Origin of the sequence: Sporosarcina koreensis (assembly GCF_001531445.1) — a bacterium.
Classification (GTDB): domain Bacteria; phylum Bacillota; class Bacilli; order Bacillales_A; family Planococcaceae; genus Sporosarcina; species Sporosarcina koreensis_C.
In genome coordinates, this window is record NZ_LQYA01000093.1 from 1 (window position 1) to 14,524 (window position 14,524).

12 protein-coding genes and 1 pseudogene are annotated in these 14,524 nt (G+C 36.2%); 12 read left to right on the plus strand and 1 reads right to left on the minus strand.

All coding sequences use genetic code 11. The features are described 5' to 3' along the window. Positions 1-274: pseudogene (locus tag AWV70_RS11555) on the plus strand (diacylglycerol kinase); the annotation flags it as partial. Positions 275-323: 49 nt separating this feature from the next. On the opposite strand, the gene AWV70_RS11560 reads toward AWV70_RS11555, so the two are convergent. Beyond that, the gene (locus AWV70_RS11560; RefSeq protein ID WP_060207212.1) at positions 324-758 is read right to left on the minus strand and encodes an NUDIX hydrolase; all 435 of its coding nucleotides are present in this window, start codon (positions 756-758) and stop codon (positions 324-326) included. 294 nt (positions 759-1,052) lie between these two features. Between AWV70_RS11560 and AWV70_RS11565 the strand changes: the two genes are divergently transcribed. The 11 genes from AWV70_RS11565 to AWV70_RS11610 form a co-directional block, all read left to right on the plus strand. Then, entirely contained in the window at positions 1,053-2,399 is a 1,347-nt protein-coding gene (locus AWV70_RS11565) for a cytochrome ubiquinol oxidase subunit I (RefSeq protein WP_060207214.1), read from the plus strand. Next, positions 2,396-3,421, plus strand: coding sequence for a cytochrome d ubiquinol oxidase subunit II (locus AWV70_RS11570; protein ID WP_060207216.1), 1,026 nt, complete (start codon positions 2,396-2,398; stop codon positions 3,419-3,421). Before AWV70_RS11565 ends, AWV70_RS11570 begins: the two co-directional genes overlap by 4 nt. Before the next feature lie 14 nt (positions 3,422-3,435). Further along, a complete protein-coding gene (gene cydS, locus AWV70_RS25345) occupies positions 3,436-3,546 on the plus strand; it encodes a cytochrome bd oxidase small subunit CydS (RefSeq protein ID WP_414714832.1) in 111 nt (36 codons plus the stop codon). Positions 3,547-3,759: 213 nt separating this feature from the next. Beyond that, on the plus strand, positions 3,760-5,130 hold the full coding sequence (gene rlmD, locus AWV70_RS11575; RefSeq protein ID WP_060207218.1) for a 23S rRNA (uracil(1939)-C(5))-methyltransferase RlmD: 1,371 nt from the start codon (positions 3,760-3,762) through the stop codon (positions 5,128-5,130). Between the two features lie 686 nt (positions 5,131-5,816). Beyond that, complete coding sequence (locus tag AWV70_RS11580; protein ID WP_060207220.1) at positions 5,817-7,367, plus strand: caspase family protein; 1,551 nt, start codon at positions 5,817-5,819, stop codon at positions 7,365-7,367. Positions 7,368-8,116: 749 nt separating this feature from the next. Next, positions 8,117-8,350: a hypothetical protein gene (locus AWV70_RS11585; protein ID WP_060207222.1), complete on the plus strand. Its 234-nt coding sequence runs from the start codon at positions 8,117-8,119 to the stop codon at positions 8,348-8,350. 120 nt (positions 8,351-8,470) lie between these two features. After that, a complete protein-coding gene (locus AWV70_RS11590) occupies positions 8,471-9,676 on the plus strand; it encodes a hypothetical protein (protein ID WP_060207224.1) in 1,206 nt (401 codons plus the stop codon). 84 nt (positions 9,677-9,760) lie between these two features. Next, positions 9,761-11,149: an HNH endonuclease gene (locus AWV70_RS11595; RefSeq protein ID WP_060207226.1), complete on the plus strand. Its 1,389-nt coding sequence runs from the start codon at positions 9,761-9,763 to the stop codon at positions 11,147-11,149. 225 nt (positions 11,150-11,374) lie between these two features. Then, entirely contained in the window at positions 11,375-12,538 is a 1,164-nt protein-coding gene (locus AWV70_RS11600; RefSeq protein ID WP_153009969.1) for an SEC-C domain-containing protein, read from the plus strand. 350 nt (positions 12,539-12,888) lie between these two features. After that, positions 12,889-14,184 carry an SIR2 family NAD-dependent protein deacylase gene (locus AWV70_RS11605; RefSeq protein WP_060207231.1) on the plus strand — a complete coding sequence of 432 codons (1,296 nt, stop codon included), beginning with the start codon at positions 12,889-12,891 and terminating at the stop codon, positions 14,182-14,184. Further along, a partial coding sequence (locus tag AWV70_RS11610; RefSeq protein WP_060207234.1) for a hypothetical protein occupies positions 14,181-14,524 on the plus strand: 344 nt, incomplete at its 3' end. The genes AWV70_RS11605 and AWV70_RS11610, both read left to right, overlap by 4 nt.

Sequence of the window (14,524 nt, forward strand, 5' to 3'; positions counted from 1 at the left end):
ATGTAATATGGCCGAATTCATCCGAATCGTCACGCTGGCATTGCGTGGAGAGCATTTGGATGATCCGCTCGTCATTTCGGCACAGCCGAAAAAAGTGAAGATCACTTCATCCGAAGAAGTGCTGCTGAACTTGGACGGAGAATACGGCGGCACCCTTCCCGCCACTTTTGAAAACCGATACCGTCATATTGAAATGTTCGCCCCGCTCGACCAATTGCGGGAGCAGGATAAAATTGATAGAGAGCTTGAAAATGAAGAAGCTGCATTGGATTGAACATCCATGCAGCTTTTATTTATTGCCCGGCATATCACAAGGGCTGCCCTCAATTAATAAAATCAATCGCCTCATCCTGACTTGCTGCTAACGAAGGCAAGTCATTCACCGGAACCCAGCGGCAGTGGAAGATCATTCCATTGTCTTTCCCGGTACTGTTAACGATTGTGTCCCATTCGGTTTCCTCCTCGCCGATGAAAGCGAGGTGAAAGATATTCCGCTCATGAATGACGTCCTTCCGGTTTTCAGGAAAATAATTCTCCTTGTTCACCTTGCCATTCAACTGCAATTGTTCCCGGCGTATGCCGGTTTCTTCCTCAATCTCCCGGTAGAGCGCATCGATGAGCATCTCATCCTCTTCAATCGTTCCGCCTGGCACTTGCAAACCTGCTTCCGGATGATCTTTGTGCTCGAACACAAGGATTTTTCGTTCGGCATGTTCATCCTTCGTAATATAAGCTAAAACTTTTCTTTTAATCTCCATTGTGCTCACCGTCCTTTAATCTCTCTATTATACATAAGATTCTAAATACTCTCAAGAGAAAAACTCCGGTTGAAAACATTTCACAATAACTGTGACAAACCTGTTATTTCAATCGTAAAAAGGGAAAAGTATAGTGTAGTTATCTTATGATAGGGAAGAGGAATTCAAAGAACGGAGGGATCCCGTGTATAAGAAACAAGAGAAGTGGCTTATGTGGCTTGTCTTTGCAGTGGCAGGGATCATGTTACTTTCAATTGCCGGAAGAATATTTGGAAGTTGAAGGAGGAAAAATAGATGGGGAATGAAGAAGCCGTTTTTTATTCGCGGGTCTTAACGGAACTGACGTTATCGTTCCATATCATATACGCGACGATCGGCGTCGGTGTCCCGCTCATGATCATGATTGCGCAATGGGTGGGAATCCGGAAAAATGATGAACATTATATTTTGCTTGCCAGACGGTGGGCGCGCGGCTTTGTCATTACAGTGGCCGTCGGGGTCGTTACAGGGACCGCCATCGGCCTGCAATTGTCATTGCTATGGCCGAATTTCATGGAGTTGGCTGGAAATGTCATAGCGCTTCCGTTATTCATGGAAACGTTCGCTTTCTTTTTTGAAGCCATTTTTCTCGGTATTTATTTATACACATGGGATCGATTTGAAAATCAGAAAAAGCATTTGCTGCTATTAGTACCGGTTGCGATTGGTGCTTCTTTTTCTGCGGTTTTCATTACGATGGTGAATGCGTTCATGAATGCTCCTCAAGGATTCGATATCGTGAACGGTGAACTCGTCAACATCAATCCGATCATTGCGATGTTCAACCCGGCGATGCCGACCAAAGTTGCGCATGTCGTTATCACGGCATATATGACAGCGGCATTTGTGCTGGCGGCGATTGCAGCGTTCCGCTTGTTGAAAGGCTCCGATCATATTTATCATAAGAAAGCCCTATATTTGACGATGAAGGTCGGGCTAGTATTTGCGATCGCAACCGCATTGATAGGGGATTTCTCCGGTAAATACTTGGCCGAATACCAGCCTGAAAAACTGGCTGCTGCAGAATGGCATTTCGAAACGAAGGAAAATGCGGAACTTCTGTTATTGGGCGTTTTGAAGGATGGCGAACCGAAATATGCCATCAAGGTGCCGTTCGGGCTATCCTTATTGGCACATAACAATCCGAAGGCGGAAGTGATCGGATTGGATCAGTTCCCGGAAGATGAAATCCCGCCGCTCTATATCCATTACTTATTCAATATCATGGTATTCATCGGCATGTGGATGGTCTTGCTTGCAGCTTGGTATTGGATCGGCATAAAACGCGGCTGGAGAAGCGTGACGACAAAATGGTTCCGCTGGCTCATTGTCCTCGGAGCGCCGCTGACAATCATCGCCATCGAATCGGGTTGGTGGCTTGCGGAAGTCGGACGGCAACCGTGGATCCTTAGGAAGCTTATGCGGGTCGAGGACGCTGCAACAACGAGCGGGCAAGTCGACTTAATGCTCATGTTGTTCGCATTGCTGTACATCATCCTCGGCATCGGTAGTGTCGTCGTTTTACGACGGATGTTCCGCAAAAACCCAGTCGAACGTGAATTGGAAGACCGGCATATGGGAAAAGGCGGTGATGTGCAATGAACTTGGAGATACTAGGGATTTCGGTTCTTTGGACGTTCCTCTTCGGTTATATTCTTGTCGGCGCCATTGATTTTGGCGCAGGGTTCTTTAATGCATACAGCTTGCTGACAGGGAAACAGCGGATATTGACGAAGGTTATCCAACGTTATTTATCCCCCGTCTGGGAAGTGACGAACGTATTTCTCGTCTTCTTCTTTGTCGGCATTATCGGGTTCTTCCCGAAAACAGCTTTCTATTATGGGACGACGTTATTGGTTCCGGTCAGCATCGGCGTCATCCTGCTCGCAATCCGCGGTTCGTATTACGCGTTTGAAACGTACGGGGCCCGTGGCCATAAAGGCTATTCATTCATGTATGGGCTTGCAGGGCTGCTGATCCCCGCATCGCTTTCGATCGTTCTGACGATTTCGGAAGGCGGCTTCATCGAAATGGTCGATGGAGCCCCGGTGCTCGATTACTGGGTTTTATTCACAAGCCCGTTGACTTGGTCGATCGTCGTCTTGAGTATTGCCGCGACGCTTTACATTTCGGCGGTATTCCTGACATGGTATGCGAATAAAGCGGGAGACGTCGAAGCGACCGACCTGCTCCGGAAATATGCGCTCATCTGGTCATTGCCGACAATTATTACGGCGGGTGGCATCATCTTCGAGCTGAGAAGGCATAATTTCGAGCATTACAGCAATATCCAGACGTTTTGGCCGATGTTTCTCATTTCGTTCATCCTCTTCATCGGAACGGTTTGGCTACTATGGAAACGTCGGAGCTATGGCTGGGCGTTCGGATTGCTCATGGGTCAATTCGCCTTTGCGTTTTTCGGGTATGGCGCATCGCATTATCCGTATTTGCTCTATCCGCATTTGACGATTTACGACAGTTTCACGAATCCGGCAATGGCAATCTCGCTCATCGTAGCATTCATTCTTGGACTGGGTCTGTTAATCCCGTCGCTGGTGCTGCTCATGCGGCTGTTCCTGTTCAATAAAGGCTATGTCCGTGGGAAAAAGGATTTTCACGCGTAAAGGAGGAATACGATTTGTCTAACTTCATTATTTTTTATGCTCCTTTCATCATTTTGATTGCGGCGATTGTCGTAGCATTTGTCATCTCGCCGATGGATGGTTCGGTGAGAGATAAAAAAGAGTGACAAAAAGCAGACGTCATGATGGCGTCTGCTTTTTCGTCCTTTCTTTATACTTATCGTTCATTTCCGAGCTTATATCGATCAATTGGGAAGAGATATCAATCATTTCCCAGGATATATTATCATTTAGGGACTTTTGACTCACTTATCAGATGAAGAACCTTTTCGCTTTTGTGTTAAACTGAGAGCATACGAAATTTGGAGGAAGAAAAAATCATGTCTTTTATTGTGAATCAAAACGATCGTCTCACTGTTCATGTGGAGGATTTGACGCATGACGGATCGGGCGTTGCGAAAGTGGAAGGCTATCCGTTATTCATCCCCGGTGCATTGCCTGGTGAGGAAGTCGAGGTCAAAGTCGGAAAGACGTTGAAGAACTATGGATTTGCACATCTATTGAATGTGACGAAGCCTTCACTGGATCGAATCGAACCACCATGCCATGTATTTTGGGAATGCGGCGGCTGCCAATTGCAGCATTTATCATATGAAGCGCAACTCATCCAAAAGCAAAAACAAGTCCGCGACGTCATCGATCGCATCGCGAAGTTGCCGGACGTACCTGTCCACCCAGTCAAAGGGATGGAAGACCCGTGGCGCTATCGCAATAAATCACAGATTCCCTTCAGCGAACGGGACGGAAAAGTCGTATCTGGTTTTTATAAATCACGCACGCATCATATTGTCGACACGGACGTCTGCATCATCCAAAGCGAAGAGGCGGATGAGCTCATGTCCACGTTGAAGCATGAAATGCATGCACTTGGCCTTGAAGCGTATAACGAAAAGACCCACCGCGGTATGCTTCGGCATTTGATCGTTCGGAAAGGGAAGGCAACAGGGGAAATCATGGTCGTCCTCGTGACGCTCAAAAAGAAATTCCCACAGAAAGATGCGGTTGTTCAGCTGATTAAACGAGTCGTACCAGAAGTGACTTCGATCATGCAGAACGTCAACGGAGAAAAGACGAACGTCATCTTCGGAAATGAAACGATCCCCCTATACGGCAAATCGTTTATCATCGACACAATCGGTGACATCAAGTTTGAAATATCGGCGCGCTCCTTCTACCAAGTGAACCCAGCCCAAACCGAAGTGCTTTATAGACAAGCCCTTGACTACGCACAGCTGACAGGCGACGAAGTGGTCATCGATGCATATTGCGGAATTGGCACGATTTCACTATTCCTTGCAGAAAAGGCGAAGGAAGTGTATGGCGTGGAAATCGTTCCTCAAGCAATCGAAGACGCTAAACGAAACGCGGAACTGAACGGTATGACAAATGCCTACTTCGAAGCAGGGGCTGCGGAAGAAGTCATTCCGAAATGGTACGCGGAAGGCAAACGGTTCGACGTATTAGTCGTTGATCCGCCACGCAAAGGCTGCGACGAGAAGCTATTGCAGACAATCTTGGAATATAAACCGAAAAGAGTCGTGTATGTTTCATGTAATCCAGGAACACTAGCCCGCGACTTGCGGATTTTAGAGGACGGTGGCTATCGGACGAAGGAAGTTCAGCCGGTAGACATGTTCCCGCAAAGCAGTCATGTGGAGTGTGTATCGTTGCTACAACGACAAACTTTATAGAAATCCTTAGTTTTAAGCACTTTTACAAGCATTTTGTATTTGTAGGAGAAGGTGAAAAAACTAGAAATAAGGTATTGAAAGATCACATTACTGTTTCGGTGGTAATTGATCTGGGGTGTGGGAACACAATGGAATAATTATAAAAGTAAGTTTGTATATAAGCTATTACGGCGATTGTGAGTTAAGAAAATTTACAGTCGCCGTATTCTATTCTAGTAAGCATTATTTTGAAAAATTTGTGAAAAGATGAAGGATTGATCTAAGAAGTTAGATGATTAGAATGGGGGCTATTGCAGTAATCAATGTACTTAGATTTAAAAATCAAAGGGGTACCGATCAATATAAAATTTCTAGAAATAATGGTCTTACAAAGGAGGTTAAGACAACTGTAATACTATGACAATACAATACTGTATATATTATAGGTTTTTAAGAAATATCAAAACATTTGAGATGAATTTTTAAAATTTGAATTTTATAATAAAGTGGAATTACTTGATTTTGATATATGCATTAAGGAATATAAAATAATATATTAATGGATTTTCTTATTCGAAATTAAATAGTAAAAACTATCTAGTCAGGCGTTCTCTATTGATTTTCTTTTTAACTACTAAAACAATCTTATTTAACTAAAATAAATGCTACAATATTATTGTATGACAATTGGTTCAGGGGGATAAATTATGGAGATAAAGGCACTAGTGGTAGGTGTAAGTGAATATTCAAGCATTAATCAATCTAACCTACCTTTTTGTATAAATGATATCAATGCTGTAAAAAATGCTCTAGTTGATGGATTGTTAGTAGAAAAAAGTAATATTACATCCTTAGGTGATGATGGATTTGTTAGTAAATCAGATTTTCTTGATGCAGTTAAATTAATTAACTTTCATTTAGAAGCTGATGATACTTTTATTTTTTATTTTTCAGGACATGGTGGGAATGTACCTAGTGACCACTATTTATTATTTAGTGATGGTGTATTGAAAACACAGGATCTCATTCAAGCTTTTGACAATATTCTTGCCAAAAATAAAATAATAATTTTAGATAGTTGTATGTCTGGAAACTTTAAAGTTGAAGAAACTGCTAAACTCTCAGTTGATACAGAAATAGCTGACTTTTTTGGAAAAGGTTCTGTAGTTATTTCTTCAAGTAATGCTACTCAATATTCTTATGGACATCCAGCTAAACCAGTTAGCTTATTTACCAGCTTCTTATGTGAAGCTCTTAAAGATAAACTTTTAATAAAAAAAGGAAAAAAGTCTTTGCATGATATACAAAAACTACTTTTTCTCTATCTTGATATTTGGAATAAAAGTAATCCTAATCATAAACAAAATCCTATTTTTAGAGCAAATTTAGGAGGGACAATTTTATTCCCAGTTGAGACTTATATTCCATATAAAACTAAAGAATTTTATAACGAAACAGAAAATTACATTATTTATTCAGTGGAACCGACTCATAGTTCAATTGCAAAAAGATTCTCTGTTAAAATAATTTTGAAAAGACCTCTATCATTTAAGGAAATTTCCTCCATTAATTATGAGATAGTTGAAAAAGTAAAAAGAGAAGAAATATATAAGAGTGAACAAGAGGAATTCAAATGGAAAGGTCTAAATGCTAATATCGTATTTTGTTATTATGGAAGAGATGAAACTGATATGACAAATTCAAACTTTATTTGTCACACAACATGGATAGATGAAACCCAAGATAAAAAATGGTGGTATAGAAAATCTGATAAGACTGAAACTATTGATGGTGTCTATTTTAATTTTCATTCATACTATACAACTTTGAAAATATTTCAACAAGAAAATATAGGTGAGGAAAAAACACTTATATTTCAAACAAAGGAGATTATTAGCCAACTTGTCACATTAGCTGAAAAAGTAATAAACATATATAATGAATTTTTAAACGAAACAAAGACTGAACAACAATTTATAGATGAAATGAACTTGCTAGCGTCACTCATAGAAAAATGGTACTTTGCAGAAACGGAACTTACTCTTCCACCGAAAGAGATTAAAGAATGGTGTTCTGCATGTTCTGGGCTTACAGCAACAATCCATGATTTCACTTTGTTCTATAATGAGAAAGCTTTAGCTACGAGAAGCTTTGATAATAGGATTGCGTGTATGAATATAACTAAAGAAAGATATTATGAAGATTTAGAAAAACTTAAATTTGAAGAAGCTCGTATGAATTCATTAATTAATGATTAATATATTATGTAGGATAATAGAATTATCATAATATTACTATTAAATAATGGGCATTAAGGATTTCTTATAGATTATGGCTAAATGAAGTTGGTAAGAAAGATTTTAGTGATAGATGTATTTAGAATTTAAAGATCAAATAGGAAAAGCACCTTAAGACGTTCAGAAACGGGCGTCTTTTTTCTTTGCTAATTGTAATGTTAAAACAGAAAGGAAGTAAAATCATGTCACAAACAAAGAGTGGGCGCTCACTATCTATAAATTGTGCGAGCATATAATAATTTACTTTCAGTTCAAAACTAGAGAGAAAAGAGGTAAAAGTATATGGAATTAAAATACGTTATTCCAAACATGGAAAAACTTTTGGAAATTTAGAATATGCTGATGACATGGTAAAAGCATAAGGAGGAAAAGAAATGAGATTGGTACAAGGTATTGTAATCGATAAGGAAAAGACATTTGGTCTATTAAAGTTTTCCCTAAGACGCATTTTTGCCATGTGGTTGTTGTCATTTATAACCTTTCATCTTTCTTTTTTACTATCCAATGAATGGCAGCTATCCAGTATGAAGTAATACTTTATCAGTACTGCTATAACTGGTATAGACACATACCTATCAATTCTAATCGATAACATTGAAACAGTTTTAAATGAAGACAGAGATCAGACCACTGCTGAAATTGATAAAACATTAGAGGAATTACAAAATGAACTTCTAAGACTAGCAAATTCAAAAGAGGATTACGATGAAGTGGCTGAAGAAATATATCGACTCAGGGGACTCAAGCAAGATGTTTTAGTCGAGAATGCTGAACGTGAAGGCGTGCGGCAACGAATAGAAGAAATGACAAAGTTTTTAAAAGGACAAACACATCAACTAGAAGAATTTAATGATCCTCTTGTAAGACGGTTGATTGAAAAAATAACAGTTCATGAAAAACATTTAACAATTGGGTTTAAATCAGGAATTGAAAAGCAAATATAAATATAAAATATAGATTATTGGGGCTCATGTCAATCAGGCAAGGGCTTATTTATGCATTAAATTGACTGAAAATTCCTATAGATATAGAATGAAATAAAGGATGAAAAGAGGGGAAAAAGAATGCTATCAATCTTGAGAAAAGATTTATATGAAAAACTATGGACTATTGGTATCACTAAAACAGCTAAAGTACTAAATGTTCCATATAATAGATTGAAAAATGCATGTACTAGTAATGATATTCCACTACCTACAGCATCTTATTGGAGTAGTTTACATATGGGGAATGAGAAGCCAGTCCAACCGTCACTACCAAATCCAAATGATAATCATATGATTGTTCTTGAAAAAGCTAAAAAACAAATTGCAGCAGCACCTAACAAAAATATAGCAGCTGTAAATGACAAAAAGTCCAATAGCACCTCTCCTGAAAAAAATATTGCTTCGTCTATAAAGAAAGAAAAAAAGGAGAAGCCGGTCTATTTCTCTTACTTAGAATCTGATCAAGAAAAGTTAACCAGTATTTATAACACATTAAAGATTAATAGAGTTTTATCTAATAAACCCCATAAGGAAATAGTGAAATACCGCAGAAAAACTCAATCATATAGAGAAGATAAATTAAGAATTAAGTCAGCTTCTGGTGAAATCATTCCAGAAATTCTACCTTTCATTGATAGTTTATTTAAAGCGCTTGAAAAGGTGGGAGCAAAAATTGTAGCAACGTATGATGAAACACAAGTAATGTATAAAAAGTATACTTTTACGTTAAATTTTAAATTACCATGTAAAAAGATAATGTTATCTCCAGAAGATAAAAATTACTCAACTTATCATACATTTAAGTATGAAACAACAGGGAAAATAAATGTTGAAGTAGGTTACAAAGTTTATTGGTATAAATGGGGTAGAAATGAAAAGTTAATCAACCAAACGAAAACTATGACACCTGAAGATTTATTAAGAAAAATATTCTTATACATATTTTCACTTCCACCAATCATTGATGAAGAAGAAAAGGCTCATATAATAGCAGAAGAGAAAAAGCTGAAAGAGGAACAAGAGAGGGAATTACTCAAAGAGCAGCGGGAAAACGAATATAAAAGAACTCAGGATTTGCTCAATAATTCGATGAACTATTTTTATTCGAAACTAATGAAAGAATACATTTCCGCTGAATTAGATGAAACAACAGTTGAATATGAATGGGCTATGAATAAAGCTAATTGGGTTCAAGACTCTAGTAAACATCCAGATGATTTGTTAACAGAAAAAGATCAAGAACGATTATTCAATATAAAAACGACGAATAAATACTTTTTATGAAAAAGTTAATTCATATTTTAATTATTTAATATCCTTTACAATGTAGATAAAAAGGTTATTTTTACCAGGGAAGGGGAATGCAAAATGGAAAAATGGATCATCACTTGTAATCCTAATTATTATGATGTAATTGGTGCATTTGACGAATTTGATATATTGAATTGGAAGCAAAGTGTTAATGTTCATGTTGGTGATATTGTTTATATTTATGTAGGGAAACCTTGCGGCGCAATTAAATATGAAACAAAAGTAATAGCAGTAGATTTACCAGAAGCAAAACCTTATGACTCTGATTATGTGATTGATGGGTCTAACTTTGAAGAATATGGAAAATATATGGAATTGCAGTTATTGAGAACTTTTGATGATGAATTATTACCGTATAAGATTCTAAAAAATGAAGGACTAAAATCGGTACAAGGACCGAGTAGAATGACAAATGAATTGGAAAAGTTTATTTCAAATCAAATAGACCAATCAATAGAAATGGATAACAGACGATACTTCTTTGTTTTTCAGAACAAAAGCTATTCTGAGGAATTTAAGGGGGCCTATTTGTGGGCACCACAGCATGGCGATAATGGAAGGAAAGTTTCTCATTGGGAACAAATGAAAGATGTTCAAAAAGGTGATCTAATTATACATAGCTATCTAAAAAAGATAGTTGCAATTAGTATAGCTGAAGCGGATGTATATGAAGCCGATAGGCCAACTGCAAAAGGAGTACATGACGAATGGAATAACAAGGGCTGGAGGGTAAACGCAAAATACTATCCAATCACTAATCCAATTGTAACTTCAGATCATATGGATAAACTATTAAAATTACAGCCGGAATCTAAAGCCCCTTTCAATAAATTGGGTAGAGGGAATACCGGATATTTATTTACTGCTAATAAAAACATGGCAGAATACGTTATAAGAGAATCTTCAGAAATTCAATTTACAAATTCAGAAAAAGAACAGTTATTAAGGCTTTTAAACAAATCCAACGTTCAATCTGATGAGAACAAGTTGGATCAGGAATTATTAGATGATATTGATTCAATGTTAAAAGGTGCGGCTAATCAGCATATCACATATACACCGGAACCAAAGGAGAAACCTAAAGCGAATGTGAGTAAAGGGAAAAGGTCATATCCAAGAGATAGAAAGGTTGCAATGAACGCTCTTATAAGGGCAAATCATAAATGTGAAATTGATGTTGAACATCCAAGTTTTCTTAGAAGGAGTACGAATACTAGTTACGCAGAACCTCATCATTTAATTCCCATGGCTTCTCAAAATGAGTTTGAACATTCGCTGGATGTAGAAGCAAACATCGTTTCTTTATGTAGTAATTGTCATAATCAAATTCATTACGGATTAGGATCAGATATATTAATTGAAGTTCTTTATAAAGAGCGTAAGGATGAACTTGGACAGGCAGGAATAACAATCAGTTTATCGGATTTGCTGAATTTATATCAATAAAACATTTTCACTTATTTATAATAATGCTGTTAATCTTTTGGATCTTTGTACTAATAGATATAAAAGGTCAGAGGAAATATAGGAAGAATAAGAATTTACAATTGAATTCATGACCTGGAATGCGATAATGATTGCTGACAAAGTCATTTTTGAATAGCGTCTTCGGTATTTAATAAATTGAAAGTATTACCTATAAAATTAGAAAAAATGGAGGGAGTTTTGGGGGTGAATTTATTAAAAAACTTAAGAATTTGGAATAATGAAGATTGCCCTTGCGGTAGTCGTAAGAGGTATATTGACTGTTGTAAAACAAAAGGACATCAACCACAAGAGTTATCCAAAAAACCTCCTAATGTTCAAATCATGGAAATGATGAGAAAATCCATGGCCAAGTGTTGCATGCATCCTGAGCAAGAAAATTGTAAGGGGAAAATTAAAGGTGCCCATGCTTTACAAAACAATAAGATAATATCGCTGATTGCGGGAAGTGACAGGCATGTCTATATGCTTGATCCCAAAAAGCAGCCGTTATTAATTCCAAGGAAGAATGGTAAAACGGAAATGATTATTGAGGTAAAAAAGACAAGTGCAAATGATGCAACTACAGAAACATGTTTTTGTGATTTACATGATAATACTGCCTTTGCAATAATAGAAAAAGGCGCTCCGGATTTTGATGAATCAAACGAGGAAATGAAGTTCGTATATGCTTATAAAGCATTTATTTTCGAATATTATAAACAACGAATGGGTATAGATGTTTTTAGGGCAAGTTTTGCAAAACAACCAGTTGCATTCAAATCATTCATGATGGTTGGAATGTATAGAATGTTGCAATTTAAAATACGTGAATTTGAACCCATTAAAGAGCATTTCGACAGGGAATTGATTGCTAAGGAATATTCGGGTATTGAAACGTGTGTTGTGAGGATACCAGAACAAATCAAATGTGCAGCCTATATGTATATTGCCCCCGATTACGATTTGGATGGCAATAAAATTAAACATACTGTAAAAGGTGTTATGCATCGTCTTGCTGTGACAGTTTTTCCAGAAGATAGTCAATCATATATTTTATTAAGTTGTTTGAAAAGTGAAACGCCGATATATGAAAGATTGTTTAGCCAACTTAAGAGCTATCCAATAGATAAGATTAAATTCTATATGTCAATGTTTTTGCCGTTGTATTCAGAAAACATGGTGTTGAGTCCTACCCTATGGAATGCATGGGATGATAAAACAAAAATGGCATATACTTTTTATGCAAATTTAAATGGGCGAGATATGGTTGTTTACAGTAAATACATTGGTATGGGATTACGGAATGCCGCTAAAAGTAAAACGGGTTATGACTATAGGAATCGTAGTAAAATTGATTTGTTTGTATAACAAGTCTAGGTATAGAATTTGATATATTACCACATACGTCAAAGTCAAAATCGCCAATATGTTTCCGCACACGCAAGGTGCCAAAAATAGCGGAAAACATCAATTGTATCCACTTAAGTTAGTGTAAAACCGTTGATTTTAATTAATTACGAAAATATTCAAGTATATAAATATAACACAGTGCCACAACTCTTAATAAAATTAAAACTAAAATGAAGAATCTTTTCAGTTTTTTATTTCTACTTTCCTTTAAATAAGATAGCTGACTTATTAGTCAGCTCAACCTCTCTATAAAATAATGTGGTATAATTGTACTATATATATTTTATTATTGAAGAGGTGAAAAGCTAATGAGCCAGTATATAATAAATGAATTAAAAACGAAATATCATGACAAAAAAATCATCCCTTTCATAGGCGCTGGATTGTCTATTCCATTTCAATTGAAATCATGGAGTAATTTAATACAGGAGCTAAAAGCATCGTTTTTAAACGAAGCTTATTGGCCTATGATTGACCATGATTTAGAGTTAGGTGAATATCAATCAGCTATTGAAAATATTAAAAAATATGGGGGAATAGATGATCAACCAATTCAAGAAAAAATAGCTGATTGTTATTCTAGAAGAATGGTAAATACAGACGAAATTGTGGATAATAACTATATTGATCTTATCAAAGAAAACTTTAGATTATATTTAACTACAAATTATGACAGATTAATTGAGGATCATGTTTCCAAAATAAATAGTTTCAGCTCTCTTACTGATTATACTTCGAATATACAGAGGTTATTTGAAAACCAAGGGGAAAAATATCTGTTTCATATTCATGGAAGTGTATCTAATCCTGATTCAATAATCATTTCGTCAGAAAAGTATGATGAGTTATACTCTAATGAAGTATTTGATAATATGATGAAAGCGTTCTCTAGCTCCTACAGTTTCCTCTTCTTGGGTTTTTCATTTAATGATACTTTTGTTAAATCTTTAGTGAAAAATCATAAAAAGTATTTTAAGGGAACTCATTACTTGTTAGTCAATGCTAAAGAATTGGATGCTAAACAAAGAGGAGAATTAAGTCGAGAATATGGTCTGAGAATTATTGAATATGATGCAACTAAATCCTCTCATACAAAAGAGATACGAAGAGTGCTTGCAGAAATTACTGAAGAAATTACAGATTCAGATGAAAAGACAACTGAACAATCAAAAGATTTAACCTATACGGCAATTGGAATTGATGATTTAATTAATAGTGAAACACATGAACAAAATTTATTTTATCGTAAATTGGAAATTGCTAATATGGGTGAAAAATTGTGCGAGATAAGCAAATATTTTTATATCGCAGCGGAAAAATTTATAAGAACAAGTAAAAAATTTGGACTTCCCAAAGAGTTTATTGACGGTATCTTAGCCGAAGTCTTTATGAAATACAAGGAAAAATATGTTGAGATTTATGATATTGAAGGTAGAACAAGTAAAGAGTTGCTAATAAAAATTCATAAAAATTTAGAGAATATTAATATTGATAGATTGGTAAATAATTCGAATAAACCAACCACAGCAGAATCTAAGGGATTTATTCATGTGCTTGCAGACGATGAAGAAAAGGATGTTTGGTGGGGAAGTGAAAGATTATGAGCACTGATAATAATGTATTTCAATTACCCGCTGAAATAGATTTACTCTTTGATAATAAAAAATTAGACGTTTTAAAATATCTTGCGATTTTATATCATTTAAAAGAAATTTTTCGCAAAAGACGCTTAAGTCTTGAACAACTATTGTATTATTATTCAGTAATTTATTTTGAAAACCATGAAACTAATACTCCTTTGATTTATAAGTATTTAAGAGATAAAAAAGGAATGAACGAAATTATGATATATTTAGATAATTTGCAGTTTATCCAAGTTCATGGAGATATCTTTACTCCAATAAATAAGCTGAAAATCTCTATAACACAAAAAGGAATTGAAAC